The 17,300-nt window shown below is 71.9% G+C and carries 14 protein-coding genes and 3 tRNA genes; 15 read left to right on the forward strand and 2 right to left on the reverse strand.

The window, feature by feature from the left end:
- Positions 1–184 precede the first annotated feature (184 nt).
- Positions 185–1,225: a M48 family metallopeptidase gene (locus ACFC1R_RS20200; protein ID WP_375940400.1), complete on the reverse strand. Its 1,041-nt coding sequence runs from the start codon at positions 1,223–1,225 to the stop codon at positions 185–187.
- A 194-nt stretch (positions 1,226–1,419) separates the two neighbouring features.
- Between ACFC1R_RS20200 and ACFC1R_RS20205 the strand changes: the two genes are divergently transcribed.
- The 8 genes from ACFC1R_RS20205 to ACFC1R_RS20240 all read left to right on the forward strand — a co-directional run bounded on the left by ACFC1R_RS20205 (position 1,420) and on the right by ACFC1R_RS20240 (position 5,830).
- Positions 1,420–1,569 (forward strand): hypothetical protein, encoded by a 150-nt coding sequence (locus tag ACFC1R_RS20205; RefSeq protein ID WP_197084725.1) that lies wholly within the window; start codon positions 1,420–1,422, stop codon positions 1,567–1,569.
- A 146-nt stretch (positions 1,570–1,715) separates the two neighbouring features.
- Entirely contained in the window at positions 1,716–1,862 is a 147-nt protein-coding gene (locus ACFC1R_RS20210) for a hypothetical protein (RefSeq protein ID WP_375940402.1), read from the forward strand.
- Positions 1,863–1,991: 129 nt separating this feature from the next.
- Positions 1,992–2,621, forward strand: a complete 630-nt coding sequence (gene nadD / locus ACFC1R_RS20215) for a nicotinate-nucleotide adenylyltransferase (protein ID WP_375940404.1) — start codon at positions 1,992–1,994, stop codon at positions 2,619–2,621.
- 16 nt (positions 2,622–2,637) lie between these two features.
- On the forward strand, positions 2,638–4,362 hold the full coding sequence (locus ACFC1R_RS20220) for a LytR C-terminal domain-containing protein (RefSeq protein WP_375940406.1): 1,725 nt from the start codon (positions 2,638–2,640) through the stop codon (positions 4,360–4,362).
- A gap of 99 nt (positions 4,363–4,461) precedes the next feature.
- Positions 4,462–4,899: a ribosome silencing factor gene (gene rsfS / locus ACFC1R_RS20225; protein ID WP_045302086.1), complete on the forward strand. Its 438-nt coding sequence runs from the start codon at positions 4,462–4,464 to the stop codon at positions 4,897–4,899.
- Positions 4,896–5,543 carry a histidine phosphatase family protein gene (locus ACFC1R_RS20230; RefSeq protein WP_375940477.1) on the forward strand — a complete coding sequence of 216 codons (648 nt, stop codon included), beginning with the start codon at positions 4,896–4,898 and terminating at the stop codon, positions 5,541–5,543. Before rsfS ends, ACFC1R_RS20230 begins: the two co-directional genes overlap by 4 nt.
- Positions 5,544–5,647: 104 nt before the next feature.
- Positions 5,648–5,720, forward strand: a tRNA-Ala gene (locus ACFC1R_RS20235).
- Positions 5,721–5,757: 37 nt separating this feature from the next.
- Positions 5,758–5,830, forward strand: a tRNA-Ala gene (locus tag ACFC1R_RS20240).
- A gap of 66 nt (positions 5,831–5,896) precedes the next feature.
- On the opposite strand, the gene ACFC1R_RS20245 is transcribed toward ACFC1R_RS20240, so the two are convergent.
- Positions 5,897–6,826: a helix-turn-helix transcriptional regulator gene (locus tag ACFC1R_RS20245; RefSeq protein ID WP_375940408.1), complete on the reverse strand. Its 930-nt coding sequence runs from the start codon at positions 6,824–6,826 to the stop codon at positions 5,897–5,899.
- A gap of 113 nt (positions 6,827–6,939) precedes the next feature.
- Here ACFC1R_RS20245 and ACFC1R_RS20250 point away from each other — a divergent pair, with 113 nt between their 5' ends.
- The 7 genes from ACFC1R_RS20250 to ACFC1R_RS20280 all read left to right on the forward strand — a co-directional run bounded on the left by ACFC1R_RS20250 (position 6,940) and on the right by ACFC1R_RS20280 (position 17,075).
- Entirely contained in the window at positions 6,940–8,460 is a 1,521-nt protein-coding gene (locus ACFC1R_RS20250) for an MFS transporter (RefSeq protein ID WP_375940410.1), read from the forward strand.
- A gap of 330 nt (positions 8,461–8,790) precedes the next feature.
- Positions 8,791–8,863 (forward strand) — tRNA-Ala (locus ACFC1R_RS20255).
- Positions 8,864–9,001: 138 nt separating this feature from the next.
- A complete protein-coding gene (locus tag ACFC1R_RS20260) occupies positions 9,002–10,300 on the forward strand; it encodes a hypothetical protein (protein WP_375940412.1) in 1,299 nt (432 codons plus the stop codon).
- Between the two features lie 227 nt (positions 10,301–10,527).
- Entirely contained in the window at positions 10,528–13,407 is a 2,880-nt protein-coding gene (gene leuS / locus ACFC1R_RS20265; RefSeq protein ID WP_375940414.1) for a leucine--tRNA ligase, read from the forward strand.
- A gap of 293 nt (positions 13,408–13,700) precedes the next feature.
- Entirely contained in the window at positions 13,701–14,543 is an 843-nt protein-coding gene (locus tag ACFC1R_RS20270) for a hypothetical protein (RefSeq protein ID WP_375940416.1), read from the forward strand.
- Positions 14,544–14,764: 221 nt separating this feature from the next.
- Positions 14,765–15,610, forward strand: a complete 846-nt coding sequence (locus ACFC1R_RS20275) for a DegV family protein (protein ID WP_375940418.1) — start codon at positions 14,765–14,767, stop codon at positions 15,608–15,610.
- Positions 15,611–16,166: 556 nt separating this feature from the next.
- Entirely contained in the window at positions 16,167–17,075 is a 909-nt protein-coding gene (locus ACFC1R_RS20280) for a ComEA family DNA-binding protein (protein ID WP_375940420.1), read from the forward strand.
- Positions 17,076–17,300: the final 225 nt, after the last annotated feature.

The raw sequence follows: 17,300 nt of genomic DNA on the forward strand, positions 1-17,300 counted from the left end.
AGGGCCCTGACCACAGGGCCCTGACCGCTGACCGCCGTTCACCGACCGCTGCGCCCCCGGCCCCGGTCCCGGCGGTGCAGGGCCCGGAGTCGAGGGCGCAGCCCGACCGGGGGCGGGTGCGCACGTGGTCGGTCAAGTACCTCCCCGTGCCCCCGGGAGGCCGCCCGGTCGTGTCCTGCCGGTGTCAGTCCTGGTCGGAGTTGCGGCCGCCGGTGAAGGTGTCGCGGAGCTTTCCGCCGACGTTGCCGACGCCGCCCGCCACGTCGCGGAGCAGGCCCATCAACGGATCCTTGCTCTCCTTGACGCTCTTGGAGTACGAGTCCGCGGCGGCCTTCCACTGCTCGCCGACCGAGGCGTCCGGGTCGTCCTCGCGGCGCGGGTAGGCGCCGGCCAGGATCGAGCGGTACTCATCGCTCTCCGCCCACTTCTTCAGCTTGGCCACCCGGACCACCGCGAAGGGGTGGGTCTGCGGCAGCACCTGGAGCAGCTTGAGCACGCCGTCGCGCAGGTCGCCGGCCCTCTCGTACTCGTCGGCCTGCTCCAGGAAGGCGTCCACGTTCATCTCGGCCAGGTTGTGGCCGCCGGCCAGCTTCATCAGGCCGCGCATGGAGGCCTGGAGGTCCTGGCCGGCCAGGAGTCCGGCCCGGTCGCAGGAGAGCTCCGCCTTGCGGAACCACTCCTTGAGCGCGGTGATCACGGCGGTGATGGCCAGGTTGCCGAGCGGGAGCCAGGCGATCCTGGTGGCGATGTTGGTGAGGACCAGCAGCATCGTCCGGTAGACCGCGTGGCCGGACATCGCGTGGCCGACCTCGTGGCCGATCACGGCCCGCAGCTCCTCCTCGTCGAGCAGCTCGACCAGGCCGCTGGTCACCACGATGATCGGGGTGTCCAGGCCGATGCACATGGCGTTCACCGCGGGGTCCTGGGTCACGTACAGGTCGGGCACCCGATCCAGGTCCAGGACGTACGCCGCGTCGCGGACCATGGCGTGCAGCTCGGGGAACTGCCGCTCGCCGGTCCGCACCGCGGTGGCCAGGAACATCAGGCGGATGCTGCGCTCGGAGACCAGGCCGGCCAGCTTCTTGAGGACCTCGTCGAAGCCGGAGAGCTTGCGCAGGGCGACCAGGGCGGAACGGTCGGCCGGGTGCTCCCAGGCCCGGGTGGAGATCCCGGGGAAGCGCTCGCGGCGGCGGCTCGGCGTGTTCGGCTTGGTCATGTCGGTCATGTGAGTACCTCCTGGTCGATGCCGGCACCGGTTCCCGTCCGGCCCCCGCTGCTGTTGGCTACAACGCCCGTTCGTCCGTACTCGTCCCCGCCGCCCACGGTACGCCGGGGGTCCCGTTCGCCGTCCGCGTGTGCGGGTCTACGCTGGCTCTACCGGAGGTCCCGCGGGACCGCCCCCTGCCCTGAGGAGCCCACATGTCCCCTGTCGAGAGCCTGACGCAGCTGGCCGGGCCGATCTCCAGCGAAGCGGGCCCCGGGCTGTTCCTGCGGATCGTCCTGGTGGCGTCGTTCGTGGGCGTCGGACTGCTGGTCTGGATCATGGCGCGGGCCTTCCGCAACGACTGAGACGGCGACCGGCCGTCGGCGGGCGCCTACGAGGGGTCAGACGCGGTGGGCCGCCGAGCGGTTGCCGTAAGGCCACCCGTACGATAGGGACGCAGGCCACCGGCCCGCGTCCTGGTCCCTCACCGAGCCGAGAAGGTCCGCCGACCATGAGCAATAACGTTCTGCCCGCCGTATCCCGGATCGCCGAGGGTGGCAACCACGAGAGCCTCAACCCGCTGGTGACCGGCGGCTGCGCCTTCCTGATCCTCCTGCTGCTGCTCTACGTGACCACGCGTTTCAACCGCGACCGCTGAGCAGCGCGGTCCCACTGATCGGTGACGAGGAGCGCCCGGCGGCCGCCGGGCGCTCCTCGCCGTTGCCCCGATATCTGCGGATATCCGCGCGTATCCGGCGGTAACGAGCGTCGCGTAAGGTGTGGCGGCATGGGACAGCAGGCCGAGACCCCCGGCGGACTGATGAAGAAGCGCCTCGGCGTGATGGGCGGCACCTTCGACCCGATCCACCACGGGCACCTGGTCGCCGCCAGCGAGGTGGCGAGCGCGTTCCACCTCGATGAGGTGATCTTCGTGCCGACCGGACAGCCGTGGCAGAAGAGCCACCGCGAGGTGACCTCCGCCGAGGACCGCTACCTGATGACGGTCATCGCCACCGCGGAGAACCCCCAGTTCTCGGTCAGCCGGATCGACATCGACCGCCAGGGCCCCACCTACACCGTGGACACCCTGCGGGACCTGCACGCCCTGCACCCGGACGCCGAGCTGTTCTTCATCACCGGCGCCGACGCACTCGCCCAGATCCTCTCCTGGCGCGATTCGGAGGAGCTCTTCGAGCTCGCCCACTTCATCGGATGCACCCGGCCGGGGCACACTCTGTCGGACGCCGGGCTTCCGGTGGGCGGGGTCTCCCTGGTGGAGGTGCCCGCGCTGGCCATCTCCTCCACGGACTGCCGGATACGGGTCGCCAAGGGCGAGCCGGTCTGGTACCTCGTCCCGGACGGCGTGGTCCGTTACATCCACAAGCGGGCGCTGTACGCGCCGGCCCAGCAGCCTTGATCCCGGGAGGGGCCGCGTGACCGGAACGGCAGACCGCAGGGGACCGGAGGACGGCGGCTGGTACCAGCAGCCGGGCTACGACGGGTACGGGCAGCCGGTGCACGGCCAGGGCCAGGGCCGGCAGGGCCAGGGGCACGACCAGTACGGGTACGGGCAGCAGCAGGGGTACGCCCAGGAGCAGTACCAGGGCTACCAGCAGCCCCAGCAGCCCCAGCAGCCGTACGAGCCGCAGCCGCAGGAGTACTACTACCAGCAGCAGCCGGTGCACGACCCGTACGGGCAGCCCCAGCAGCCGTACCAGCAGCAGCCGCAGGAGTACTACTACCAGCAGCAGCCGGTGGCCCAGCCGATCGTTCAGCCGGTCGCCGCGCCGCCGCGTCCCGCGGAGCCGGTTGCGGCGCCGGTCCCGCCGCAGGCCCGGCGGCCCGTGCAGCAGCCCGTGCAGCCGGTGGTGAAGCCGCAGGCCGAGCGGGCCGGGGCGGCGCCGGACGACGCCTATGCGACGGGCGAGTTCACCTTCGTCGACGAACCGGCGGAGGAGACCGAGGACGTCATCGACTGGCTGAAGTTCGCCGAGTCCCGCAGCGAGCGCCGCGACGAGCGCAAGCGCAGGCTGCGGACCCGGCTGATCGCGGCCGTGGTGGTGCTGGTCCTGATCGCGGGCGGCGGGGCCGGCTACCTGTGGTGGAGCGGCAAGCTGGGCGGTCCCAAGACCGCTGCGGCGGCGGCCGGGCCGCGGCAGGTGAACGTGGTCCAGCTGCGGGAGCTCAACGGCAAGGTGAGCAGCGCGCTGCTGGTCAACGACGCGTCCGGGCACAAGGGTTCGATCCTGCTGCTGCCGGACACCCTCAAGCTGCCCGGTAGCGGGGAGTCCGCGACCACCCCGCTCGGGCAGGCGATGGACACGGTCGGCGCGTCCGGCACCAGGGACGGCCTCAGCACCGTGCTCGGAGCGACCGTGGCCGGCACCTGGCGGCTGGACACCCCCTACCTGAAGCTGCTGGTGGCCCAGCTCGGCGGTGTGAAGGTGGACACCAACGTCGAGGTGAAGGGTCCGGACGGCAAGGTGGCCGCCCCGGTGGGCAAGGGCGTCACGCTGAACGGCGACGCCGCCGTCACGTACGCGACCACCCAGGCTCCCGGCGAGGGCCGGGACGCCCAGCTGGCCCGGTTCGGGCAGGTGCTGGACGCTCTGGTGCGGACCATGCCGACCGATCTGGCCGAGGCGCAGGACGACGTGCACCGGATGAACGCGGTGCTCGACCCCTCGCTGCCCGAGCAGGCGCTGGCCGGGGTGCTGGCCCAGCTCGCCAAGCTGGCCCAGGACGGCAGCTTCGGCACCAGCACCCTCAAGGTGCAGCCGGACGGGACGCTGGACGAGGCCACGGCGGGCGCGCAGGTCAAGGAGGTGCTCGGCGGCACGGTGCACAAGGCCCAGAGCAGCGGCGGGACCGCCCGGGTCGGCATCGTCAACGCCTCGGGCAGCGACCAGGCGGCGAACACCGCGATGGTGGCGGTCGCCAACGCCGGTCTGAACGTGATCCCGAGCGGGGGCAAGGCGAACAGCACCCAGGCGCTCAGCGAGGTCCGCTACACCGACGATTCCAGGGCGGCGGCCGCGAAATCGCTGGCGATCACGCTCGGGTTGAAGGAGGCGGCGGTGAAGAAGACCACCGACGCGCAGAACGCCGACCTGGTGGTGGTTCTGGGCAAGGACTACCAGCCGGGCAAGGACCAGTAGCCACCCGTGACCGAAGGCCCCGGAAAACTCCGCCGGGGCCTTCTCGCGTTCGTGAGATCCTGGAAACCGTATCTGTGTACACCGAGCGGGAAGAACACCGTGACTGCCACTGACCGGAGCCAGGAACTGATCACCGTCGCCGCCCAGGCGGCGGCCGACAAACTGGCCCACGACATCATCGCCTTCGACGTCAGCGAGGTGCTGTCGATCACCGACGCCTTCCTGATCGCGTCGGCCTCCAACGACCGCCAGGTCAAGTCCATCGCCGAGGAGATCGAGGACCAGCTGCGCGAGCAGCTCGACATCAAGCCGGTGCGCCGCGAGGGCGAGCGCGAGGGCCGCTGGATCCTGCTCGACTACCTGGACATCGTGGTGCACGTCCAGCACTCCGAGGAGCGCTCCTTCTACTCGCTGGACCGGCTCTGGAAGGACTGCCCCGAGCTGCCGCTGCCCGCCGACGCGCTGGCCACCCGGAACCGTCCGGAGAACGTGATCACCGACGCCGCGGGCAACGCCGTCGCCGAGGACGAGCGCTGAGCGGCTCCGCGGGGGGCCCGCGCATCGTCCTCTGGCGGCACGGTCAGACGTCCTGGAACCTGGAGTCCAGGTTCCAGGGCACGACCGACATCGACCTGACTGATCAGGGCATCTTCCAGGCCAAGCGGGCGGCCAAGCTGCTCGCCGGCCTCCGTCCCGACCTGCTGATCTCCTCCGACCTCACCCGGGCCCGGCGCACCGCCGCCGAGCTCGCCGGGCTGACCGGCCTGGAGGTGGACCACCACGAGGGTCTGCGGGAGACGTACGCGGGCGAGTGGCAGGGTCTGACCAACGCCGAGATCCGGGCGCGGTTCCCGGAGCAGTACGAGGCGTGGGCCAAGGGCGATCCGGTCCGGCGCGGCGGCGGGGAGCTGGCCACCGAGGTGGCGGACCGCTCCGTCCCGGTGGTGCTTGCGGCGGTCGAGAAGCTGCCCGTGGACGGCACGCTGGTCGTGGTCAGCCACGGCGGCACCATCCGCACCATGATCGGTCGGCTGCTCGGCATGGAGGCGGCGCAGTGGGAGCGCTTCGGCGGTCTCTCCAACTGCTGCTGGTCGGTGCTGGGCCAGGGCGCGCGCGGCTGGCGGCTGCTGGAGCACAACGCGGGAACCCTCCCGCAGCCGGTCATCGGGGACGAGACCTGAGGGCCTCGTACGACGGGATTTCGCAGTTCCGGGCCTGACCAGCTAGAGTCTTCCTCGTTCGCAGGAAAGAACGCCGCCCGACAGGGAGGCGGGAAGTCCTCCGAGGGGCTGTAGCTCAGTTGGTAGAGCGCTTGCATGGCATGCAAGAGGTCCGGGGTTCAATTCCCCGTAGCTCCACTCCGCATCGGTGGTCCGTCAGGGCCGCTCGGTCCGCGGGGCTGTAGCTCAGTTGGTAGAGCGCTTGCATGGCATGCAAGAGGTCCGGGGTTCAATTCCCCGTAGCTCCACAACAGACGCCGAAGGGCGCCCTCCCACTCGGGAGGGCGCCCTTCGGCGTTCGTGCCCCGCTCCGCTCAGCGGATGTGCACGTGGCCGGGGTCGGTGGCCCGGGCGCTCGGGTTCGCCACGAGCTGCTCCACCAGCTCGCGGTCGCGCGGACTCTCCGGGGTGTAGATCACCAGGTACGCCTCGGGGGCGGCGGGAATGGTCAGGTACGAGGCCTGGAAGCACATCTCGCCGACCAGGGCGTGCCGGAAGACCTTGCGGGAGGTCCGGGGCGGGGCGACCTCCTGGCGGGCCCACAGCTCGCGGAACTCGGGGCTGGCCGCCGCCAGGTCCCGGATGTACTCCTCCCAGGCCGGCTCGCCGACGTGGCGCCCGTACGCGCCGCGCAGCACGCCGACCATCCGGGGCAGCTCCTCGTCCCGGTTCAGGAAGGGGTTGCAGCAGGCCGGGACGGTGAAGGCGCACCACATGCTGTTGCGGCGGCCCTGCGGTGCGCTCGGGCGGGTCGCGCCGGGGAACAGGGCGTCGTACGCGCCGTTGAAGCGCAGCAGGTCGTAGCGGCTGTTGCAGATCGCGGCGGGCAGCGGGCTCAGCTCGTCCAGGATCACCTGGCTGACCGGGTCCAGGATCGGGCAGGGCATGTCGTCCCGGCGGCTCGGGGTGAGGCCGGCCAGCCGGAACAGGTGCTCGCGTTCGGTGCTGTCCAGCCGCAGGGTGCGGGCCACCGCCTCCAGCACCTGTTCGCTCGCGTTGATCGGCCGCCCCTGCTCCAGCCAGGTGTACCAGGTCACCCCGACACCGGCGAGCTGTGCCACCTCCTCGCGGCGCAGCCCCGGGGTGCGGCGGCGCGCCCCGGCGGGCAGCCCGACCGCCTCCGGGCTGACCCGGGCCCGGCAGGCCTTGAGGAAGTTGGCCAGCTCGGAACGGCGTTGGTCCCGGCTGGCGGCAGCGGAGGCGGTGGCGGCGGCGGGTTCGGTACGGGTGTCCAGCACGGTCATTCCCCCATCGTGGCGGATCCTCGGACCGGACGGCAGCCCGTTGGGGGGTGCTGCCGATACCAGGATCAGCAGGCTCTAACCACCAGTATCCGCAAGCCAGCAGGCTGGTACCCATGACGGATCTTCAGCCCCGAACGGCCATCGCCGCGACCGCGACCGCGACCCTGGACACGCGGCCCCCGAGAGCGCAGTCCCCGACCGGCCGGCCTGCCGGTGGCCCGGCCCCGGCCGGTCCGGCCGCGCGCGGCGTCGTCCGCCCGGGGCTGCTGCTGGCCCTCGTCCTGACCGGCCAGTTCATGGCCCTGCTCGACGTCTCCATCGTCAACGTCGCCGTGCCGACCATCCGCACGGACCTGCACGCCTCCGGCGCCGCCCTCCAGCTGGTGATCGCCGGGTACACCATCGCCTACGCGGTGCTGCTGATCACCGGCGCCCGGCTGGGGGCCCGGTTCGGCTACGGCCGGCTGTTCCAGTACGGCCTGGTCGGCTTCACCGCCGCCTCGCTCGCCTGTGGGCTGGCGCCCGGCACCGGGGCGCTGATCGGTTTCCGCCTGCTCCAGGGAGTGGGCGCGGCGCTGATGGTGCCTCAGGTGATGAGCCTGATCCAGCGGACCTTCACCGGTGCCGCCAGGGCCCGGGCGCTCGGGCTGTACTCGGCCGTGCTGGCGGGTGGCATGGCGATCGGGCAGGTGGTCGGCGGGGTGCTGGTGAGCGCGGACCTGTTCGGCAGCGGCTGGCGCCCGGTGTTCCTGGTGAACGTGCCGATCGGCCTCGCCCTGCTGGCCTTCAGCCGGCGGCTGCTGCCGGTGATCCCGGGGGACGCCTCCCGCCGCTTCGACGTGGCCGGTCTGCTGGTGCTGGCGGCGGCGCTCGGGCTGCTGGTGGTGCCTCTGGTGCTCGGGCACGAGCTGGGCTGGCCCGCCTGGGGCTGGGCGATGCTGGCCGGGAGCGTGCTGATGTTCGGGCTGTTCGGCCTGGTCGAGTGGCGGATCGCCGCGCGTGGTGGCCAGCCGCTGATCCCGGCCCGGGTGCTGCGCGCCCCCGGGCTGCTCCCGGCCTCCGGGGCGATCTTCCTGATCATGGCGGGCTTCTCCGGCTTCATGTTCGCCTTCGCCCTGCACCAGCAGGCCGGTCTCGGCCACACCGCGTTGCGGGCCGGGCTGCTCTCCGGTCCGGTCGCGGTCGGCTTCGGCCTCTCCAGCCTGCACTGGCAGCGGCTGCCGCAGCGGCTGCACCGTTCGCTGCCGACGCTGGCCCTGGCCGTGGTGGCGCCCTGTTACCTGGTCCTCGGACTGATGCTGCGCGGTGGTGGCGAGATCGGCCCCGGCGCCGAACTGGTGCTCGTGGCCGTGGGCCTGGCGGCCGGGTGCGCGTACAGTCCGCTGTTCGCCCGGGCGCTCGGCCGGGTCGACCCGGCGGACGCCGCCGACGGCAGCGGGGTGATGGTGACGCTGATCCAGCTCGGCCAGGTGGTCGGGGTGGCACTGCTCGGCACGGTCTTCCTCGACCAGGTCAACTACCCGTCCTCGCGCGGCACTTCGGGGCACGCCCTGCTGGTGGCCACGGCGGCGATCGCGGCCGCCTTCGCGCTGGCCACGGTCTTCTCGCTGCGCACCCGGCGCGCTGCCGCCTGACGGGCGGCGGATCCGTCACGCCGGCCGGCGCTGCTCCATGGGGGTGAGCAGCGACGGCCGGCGGCATTCCGGGTGCTTCCCCCGGTGTGGGGGCAGCCGGGGGTTCGGGAAGCGTACGGGCACCGGCCGGGTAAGCGGAAGGCGCTCCTCCGTGAAGCTTTCATGGTGATCTCCGGGGTGGCCGTCCGGCGACCGTCCGTGACCGCCCGCGCGCCGGAGCCCGTGGCGGCGGGCCGAAGAGCGGATTAGGGGACTGCCCGCAGAAACGTGTACAGTTGTCCACGTCGCCGAGGGAGACCGCGAGGGAGCCGCCGGAGACGAGAAGGACAAGGGGCTGTAGCTCAGTTGGTAGAGCGCTTGCATGGCATGCAAGAGGTCCGGGGTTCAATTCCCCGTAGCTCCACAGTTGGAAGGCCGCCTCCCGGATCGGGAGGCGGCCTTCCGCGTTGTGTCCTTGCTCGGCCGAAGGCCCTTGCCGCGGCGTCGCGTTCGGCCCGCAGCGGCCTACCCGGCTGCCCGGCTCGGCAGTTACGGTCGTGCCATGGCGGATCTGGCGCGCAAGCGGAACGAAGAACTGGCCCGGATACTCCACCAGCTCGGCTGGAGCCCCGAGCGCCTCGCCCGCGAGCTCAACACCGGCCTCCCCGCCCAACTGGCGATCAGCTCGACCGCCCCCTACAAGTGGCGCGACCGCGGCATGGTTCCCAGGTCGCCGCACGACCAGACGGTCTGCGAGGTGCTCAGCCGGGCCGTCGGCATCGCGGTGACGTACGAGCAGCTCTGGGGCCGGATGGGCAGCGGGCGCGGTGCCAAGATCCTCTCGCCCCGGCTGCTCACCGACCCGTGGACCGCGGACACCGCCCAGACCGCCCTGCACGAGGCCGGTGCCGACACCACGCCCGTCCGCCTCACCGACCTCTTCCGCGGCGCCGAGCTCGAACAGGCCGCCCGCCACTGGGCCTCCCCGCCGCCCGAGGTCACCGGCGGCGAGGGCGCCCTGCGGATCGCCCCCGCGCACCTGGCCGACCTGCGGATCTCCTACGACAGCAAGCAGCGCCTGGAGCGCACCTACGGCGGCGGCCTGATCCTCGGCCCCGCCAAGGCCGAACTGGCGCTGGCGGGCAAGCTGCTGGAACTCGGCTCCTACGACGAGCGGCTCGGCCGGGACCTGTACGGCGTGGCGGGCCGGCTGGCCAGGCTGGTCGGCTGGGCCAGTTACGACCTGGGCAACGACGCGGCCGCCCAGCGCGCCTTCGTCGCCGCACTGCGGGCCGCCCACGTCTCCGGCGACCCCAGACTGGGCGTGAGCGTGGTGGGCTGCCTGGCCGCACAGGCCACCCACAACTCCGGCGGGCGGGGCCTGGATCCGGTGGCGATGCTCTCCACCGCGCTGCGCGCCGCCGACGAGGTGCTGACCCCGGCCGAACGGGCGCTCCAGCTCGGCCGGATCGCCCGGGCGCACGGGAAGAAGGGCGAGCAGATCAGCGCCGAGGCGGTCGCCGAACGGGCCTTCCAGGCGCTGGAGGAGGCGGAGACGGGCGAGGACCACCGCCAGGAACGCGCCGACCTGGAGGGCATGGTGGGGGAGGGTTACCTCTTCCTCGGCGACCACGAGCGGGCCCGCCACCTGCTGCTGGCCGCGACCGCCGCGCTCGCGCCGGACCGGGCCAGGACCAAGGCGCTGCTGATGGTCCGGCTGGCCGACTCCTACCGGCGGACCGGCGAGCACGGCGCCGCCGCGGAGACCGCCGACCAGGCGAGGATGCTGGCGGCGGGCATGCAGTCCGGACGGGTGGCCGCGGCGCTGCGCGAGTTCGACGCGGCGGTCAAGGCCGGATAACCCGACGGGCGCCGCTTGACCGTGCGGTACCCTGAGCCCATGCGAACCGTGCGCCTGCTCCTTAGCCGGCCGCGCTGACCAGGACCGGCTGAGCCCTCGGGCGGTTGCCGGAGTCGGCGTGGCGTCCCCTCCTGCGAGGGGCTTTTTTGTTTTACGGCACCGCCCGCTTCCCGGGTGGCCGCTCGGCTGACGATTCGCTAACCGACATCGATGGAGCTTGAAGGACCATGAGCGAGACGACACCTGCTTCCGCCGCCGTCGAGGCTGCCGGCGAGCCCTTCCGGTACGGCGCGGCCCTGGCCGCGGAGATCGAGTCCCGCTGGCAGGACGTCTGGGAGAAGGAGGGCACGTTCAACGCCCCCAACCCGGCCGGCGCGCTGGCCGACCCGACCGCCGGTGACGTCACCGCGAAGCCGCACAGCTTCATCATGGACATGTTCCCGTACCCCTCGGGCGCCGGTCTGCACGTCGGCCACCCGCTGGGCTACATCGCCACCGACGTGTACGCCCGCTACCAGCGGATGACCGGCCACAACGTGCTGCACACCCTGGGCTACGACGCCTTCGGCCTGCCCGCCGAGCAGTACGCGGTGCAGACCGGCACCCACCCCCGGGTGTCCACCGAGGCGAACATCGCCAACATGCGCCAGCAGCTGCGCCGCCTGGGCCTGGGCCACGACTCGCGCCGCTCGATCTCCACGATCGACCCCGAGTACTACCGCTGGACCCAGTGGATCTTCCTGCAGATCTTCAACTCCTGGTACGACGCGGACGCGGCCAAGGCCCGCCCGATCGCCGAGCTGGTCGCGCAGTTCGAGGACGGCTCGCGCGAGGTTCCGGGCGGCCGTGCCTGGTCCGAGCTGTCCGGTGCCGAGCGTGACGACGTCCTGGGCGAGTACCGCCTGGCGTACTCCAAGGAGGTGCCGGTCAACTGGTGCCCCGGCCTGGGCACCGTCCTGGCCAACGAGGAGGTCACCGCGGACGGCCGCTCCGAGCGCGGCAACTTCCCGGTGTTCAAGTCCAACCTGCGCCAGTGGATGATGCGGATCACCGCGTACTCCGACCGGCTGATCAAGGACCTGGACCTGCTGGACTGGCCCGAGGCCATCAAGCTGCAGCAGCGCAACTGGATCGGGCGCAGCGAGGGTGCCCGGGTCGACTTCGCCGTCGACGGCGACGCCATCACCGTCTTCACCACCCGTCCTGACACCCTGTTCGGCGCCACCTACATGGTGCTGGCGCCCGAGCACGGCCTGGTCGACTCGATCGTCCCGGCCGCCTGGCCCGAGGGCGTCCGCGAGGACTGGACCGCAGGCGCCGCGACCCCCGCCGAGGCCGTCGCCGCCTACCGTGCCGAGGCCGCCGCGAAGTCCGACGTCGAGCGCCAGGTCGACGCCAAGATCAAGACCGGTGTCTTCACCGGCGCGTACGCGGTGAACCCGGTCAGCGGCGAGGACGTGCCGGTCTTCATCGCCGACTACGTGCTGATGGGCTACGGCACCGGCGCCATCATGGCCGTCCCCGCCCACGACCACCGCGACTTCGCCTTCGCCCGCGCCTTCGGCCTGCCGATGCGCTGCGTGGTCGAGCCGACCGACGGCCGCGGCGAGAACCCGGCCGAGTGGGACGACGCCTTCGACACCTACGACTCCGTCATCGTCAACTCCGCCCACGACGGCCTGGCCCTGAACGGCCTGAGCGTCGTCGAGGCCAAGGCCACGGTGACGTCCTGGCTGGCCGAGCAGGGCATCGGCGAGGGAACGGTCAACTACCGCCTGCGCGACTGGCTGTTCAGCCGTCAGCGGTACTGGGGCGAGCCCTTCCCGATCGTCTACGACGAGGACGGCGTGATGCACGCGCTGCCCGAGTCGATGCTGCCGGTCGAGGTCCCCGAGGTCGACGACTACTCGCCGCACACCTACGACCCGTTCGACTCCACCTCCTCGCCGAAGACCCCGCTGTCCCGCAACGAGGACTGGGTCAACGTCGAGCTGGACCTGGGCGACGGCGTGAAGACGTACCGCCGCGAGACCAACACCATGCCCAACTGGGCCGGTTCCTGCTGGTACGAGCTGCGCTACGTCGACCCGGTCAACGGCGAGCGCGTGGTCGACCAGGCCAACGAGCAGTACTGGCTGGGCGCGACCGCCGAGAAGCCCGCCGGTGGCGCCGACCTGTACGTCGGTGGCGCCGAGCACGCCGTGCTGCACCTGCTGTACGCCCGGTTCTGGCACAAGGTGCTGCACGACCTGGGCCACGTCTCCTCGGTCGAGCCGTTCCACAAGCTGTTCAACCAGGGCATGATCACCGCCGACGTCTACCGCGACGAGCGGGGCTTCCCGGTGCCCGCCGCCGAGGTCGAGGAGCGCGACGGCAAGTACTTCTGGCAGGGCGAGCCGGTCAAGCGCGAGGCCGGCAAGATGGGCAAGTCGCTGAAGAACGCGGTCGCCCCGGACGAGATCGCCGACGAGTACGGTGCCGACACGCTGCGCCTGTACGAGATGTCGATGGGCCCGCTGGACGTCTCCCGCCCGTGGGACACCCGGGCCGTGGTGGGCTCGTACCGCTTCCTGCAGCGGCTGTGGCGCAACATCGTCTCCGAGACCACCGGCGAGCTGGTGGTGACGGACGAGCCCGCCGACGAGGCCACCCTGCGCGCGCTGCACAAGGCGATCGACGGCATCCGCGGCGACATGGCCGACCTGCGCTTCAACACCGCGGTCGCCAAGGCGATCGAGCTGAACAACTTCCTGGTGAAGCGCGGTTCCACGCCCCGAGAGGTGGCCGAGCAGATCGTGCTGCTGGTCGCCCCGCTGGCCCCGCACATCGCCGAGGAGCTGTGGCGCAGGCTGGGCCACAACGGCTCGCTGGCCTACGCCGACTACCCGGTCGCCGACCCGGCGTACGTGGTGGACGAGACGGTCACCTGTGTCGTCCAGATCAAGGGCAAGGTCAAGGCCCGGCTGGAGGTCGCGCCGTCGATCTCCGACGCCGAGCTGGAGGCGCTGGCGCTGGCCGACCCGGCCGTCGTGGCGGCGATCGGTGACGCGGCCGTGCGCAAGGTCATCGCGCGGGCGCCGAAGCTGGTGAACATCGTCACGGGCTGACGGGTTCGGTTCTTCGAAGGGTGGCCCTCCCCGGGTGCTTGGTTTCCGGGGGAGGGCCACCCTTCTCGCTGCCCTCCTGCTCCCTTCGCGCTCCGTGAGCGTTCCGGCGGTTGCCCTGCCCGCGCTCCGTCCGCGTGTGCTCTGCGTTCTCCGTGCTGTGGTCCGCGTTCCGCCTTCTCGGGGGAGGGCCGTCGTTGCCTTGGGGGATGTCCCTGAAGGTTCCCTGATCTCGGTCGGGATGTCCGTTCTGCGAAGACCTGCGGATGTGGGTGCGGCTACCGTGGAAGCCCCTGGTGGGTGGCGGAAGGTGGCTGGTGATGGACGCGATCGGCATGGTGTTCGGCATGGTTCTGCTCTTCGTGGTGGCCGCCTTGGCCATGTTGGTCGTCGGGGCGGTGAAGGCCACCAGGCGGGTGGCGGCGAAGGTCGGCGAGCACGAGGCGAACGCCCGTCGCGCCGTCGAGAACGCCGCGCTGAAGGCCAAGACCTTCACCAAACCCGGTCCCGTGGGCAGGATCTCCGCAGTCCGCCTCTCACTGCGGACCTCGCTCGAGGGCACCCGCAGGGTGTTGGAGGCCGGTCTGCCCGAGGACGGCCAACTCGCCGAAGCCCTCCAGCTGCTGACCAGGCTCGACGCGCACGCGGTCGAGCTGGACGGTGAGTTGCGGATCCTGGAGCGCGAGCCCGACCAGGGACGGGTCGCGACCAAGCTGCCCGAACTGACCGAGCGGGCCGAGCGGATCACCCACTCTGCGGAGTCGATGCGCTGGGCCGCGCAGGACCGGATGCACCGCTTCGCGGACGACGAGCTGGCGCGGCTCAGCGAGGCGTGTGAGGCCGAGGCAGGGTCGTTGCGACACTGGGAGCCGGCTGGTGCTGCGGGTGCGGGTTTCGGTGCCGGTGGTGGCGACGGCTCGGTTTCGGCTGGGGCCGGGGGTACGGGGTTCACGTCCTCCGCACAGGGGCAGAAGGGGGCCGGCGCGGAGCGCAAGGGGTTGGGCGCAGGGCGTCAGCAGAGCGCCGAGGACGTGCTCGGGCTTGCCGCCGAACCACTCGCCCGGCTTGCCCAGCGGCTGCGCAAGCCTTCGGCCGGTCCTTCGGCCGGTCCTTCGGCCGGGAACCCGTCCGTCGGCTGAGCCCGGCCTCCGTTTGGCCGCCGCCGGGGCACGGGTCGGCCGTGTGCCCGACCCCCTGTCGGGTCGTGCGGGTGGGGTGGGGCGGGGCGTGTGGGTGGCGTGGCCCGCGCCGCTGCCCGGCTGCGGGGTGAGCCGAGTGGTCGGTCCTTGCCCGGTCCATGCAGGGCGTTCGCAGGTGGTGGCGCTGTCTTCTGCGCCGGACGGGGAGTAACCTCCGGCTCATGCCCGACCGTCTCGCACTCGTCACCGACTCGACGGCCTATCTGCCGCAGGAAGCCATCGACCGGCATCGGATCGTGGTGGTCCCACTCAGCGTCGCCGTGGGCGACGAGGTGCTGGCTGAGGGCGTGGAGATCTCCCCGAAGGACGTCGCCGAGGCGCTGCGCGCCAAGCGCAGGGTCACCACCTCCCGCCCCAGTCCGGAGACCTTCGCCGCTGCCTACCGCGCCGCCGCCGAGGAGGGTGCCTCCGGGGTCGTCTCGGTGCACATCTCGGGGGAGCTCTCCGGTACCTACGAGGCCGCCCGGCTCGCCGCCACCGAGGCCGGGATCCCGGTCCGGGTCGTCGACAGCCGTGTGGTCGGCATGGCCCTCGGTCATACCGTGCTGGCCGCCGCCCAGGCCCTGGAGGCAGGTCAGGGCCTGGACGAGACGGTTGCCGCCGCCACCGCCCGTGCCGCGACGACCAGCAGCTTCTTCTACGTGGACACCCTCGAGTACCTCCGGCGCGGAGGCCGGATCGGTGCCGCGCGGGCGTTGCTCGGCTCGGCGCTCGCGGTGAAGCCGCTGCTGCACCTGTCCGGTGGCCGGATCGAGCCGCTGGAGAAGGTCCGCACCGCCTCCCGGGCGATCGCCAGGCTGGAGGAGCTCGCGGTCGAGCAAGCGGGGACCGCTGAGGTCGACATCGCCGTACACCACCTGGCCGCCGAGGAACGCGCGGAACCGCTGGCCGAACGTCTGCGGGAGCGGATCCCCGGCCTCAGGAACCTTTACGTGTGCGAGGTCGGCGCGGTGATCGGCGCACATGTCGGCCCTGGGCTGCTCGCGGTCGTGATCTCGCCGCGCTGAGGCGTCCAGGTGCCCTGTCCCGTTTGAAACTCACTCGTTCGGGCGACCGGAGTTATCCACAACCCCGAGTTGTCCACAGGGATTCGACGGATTCGGGGCGGGGTGCGGATCTGCTCGTACCGTCCTCGGCATGAGGACGATGACACCGGGCGCCGCCCGCCGCCGTGAGACCGCCGAAGCCGTCCGGGACCGGATGGCCAACCTGTTCCTGACCGACCAGCAGCCGCAGCAGCCGGCCCCGGCCGGGCGCCACCGCCCATCGGGCGCTCGCGGTACCAGGAGGACGCTCTCGCCGCCTCGGCCCGGCTCTCCGCCCGGCCCACAGGAGCCGCCGAAGCCGTCGGAAGCATTCGGCACCCCCGAGCCGCTACCGCCGGAGGAGTTGCTCGAGTCGAGCAGGCTCCTGGAGCCGGACGAGCTGTCAGCGGATTCGGATTCGGATTCGGATTCGGATTCCGACTCGGGTCCGGATTCCGACTCGGGCCCGGATTTGGACTCGGGTTCGGACGGGCCGGACGAGCGATCGGAGCCGGGGCGGCCGCCCGGGGTGCCGAAGGTGCAGGTCACTCCGGTCTCCGGGCGGGCGCCGTCATCCGATCCCGTACTGCGTGAGCGGAGCCCCACGTCACTGCTGCGGTTGTACGAGCGTGCTGCGGCGGGCCCGCCCGCAGGGCCGTCCGCGGCCTACGCGACCGACGAACGGCTGGAGGCTGAACCGGACGCCCCGGACCGGACCGACAGGGCGTCGGCAGCCGTCGACCGGCTACCGTCGCCCCCCGATGCGACCGCCAGGCCAACCGGGCTGCGGCGCCGACGGGTACGGCTGCCGGCGCTCCACCCCGGCCTGGCACTCGACCGGCGGGCGGTGCTCGGGTTGACCGTGCTGCTCCTGCTCGCTGTCGGCTACGCCGTGCAGCACTTCTGGCTCGGGCGGCCGGAGCCGGTGTCGATCCCGGCCGCCGTGCCCGTCGCAAGTCCTGCGGCGGCACACAGTGGTGCCGATCCGCCGACGTCGTCCGCTGCGGGGGCGTCGGGTGCGGGGCCCTCGGGCGCAGTGGTGGTCGTGGAGGTGGCCGGAAAGGTCCGGCATCCCGGGTTGCGTACGCTGCCCAGCGGTTCGCGGGTCTCCGACGCCGTGAGTTCCGCAGGCGGCCCGCTCCCCGAGACCGACACCACCGGTCTCAACCTCGCCCGGCTGCTGACCGACGGCGAGCAGATCGTGGTCGGTGCACCGGCCGGGCAGCCTCCTGCCGCTGCTGCCGGCGGCCCGAAGGGACCGCTCAGCCTGAACCAGGCCACCATCGAGCAGCTCGACGCGCTGCCCGGAATCGGCCCGACGCTGGCCGAGCGGATCGTCCACTTCCGCCAGGAGCACGGTGGATTCCGCTCGCTCGACCAGCTCCGACAGGTCAGCGGCATCGGCGCCCGCAAGTTCGGCGAGCTCCGCGCCCTGCTCACGCTCTGACACCCGGTCAGCGGTCCATCCGTCAACCGTCCGCCGCTGTAGACGGCTACCGCCCGCAGAACGTCCGAAGGAGGTGCGCCACGATCACCCTGTCCGAGGCCTCGGGGCTCTCCCGCTCATCCGTCTGCCCCGAACCGGCCGAGTTCCGGCTCATCCTTCCGGCTCTCGCGGCCTGGGCAGCTGCTTTCACCGTCCTCGGTCTGGCTCCGGAGTACCGACCACTGT

Origin of the sequence: Kitasatospora sp. NPDC056138 (genome assembly GCF_042264695.1) — a bacterium.
In the GTDB taxonomy this organism is placed as follows: Bacteria; Actinomycetota; Actinomycetes; order Streptomycetales; family Streptomycetaceae; genus Kitasatospora.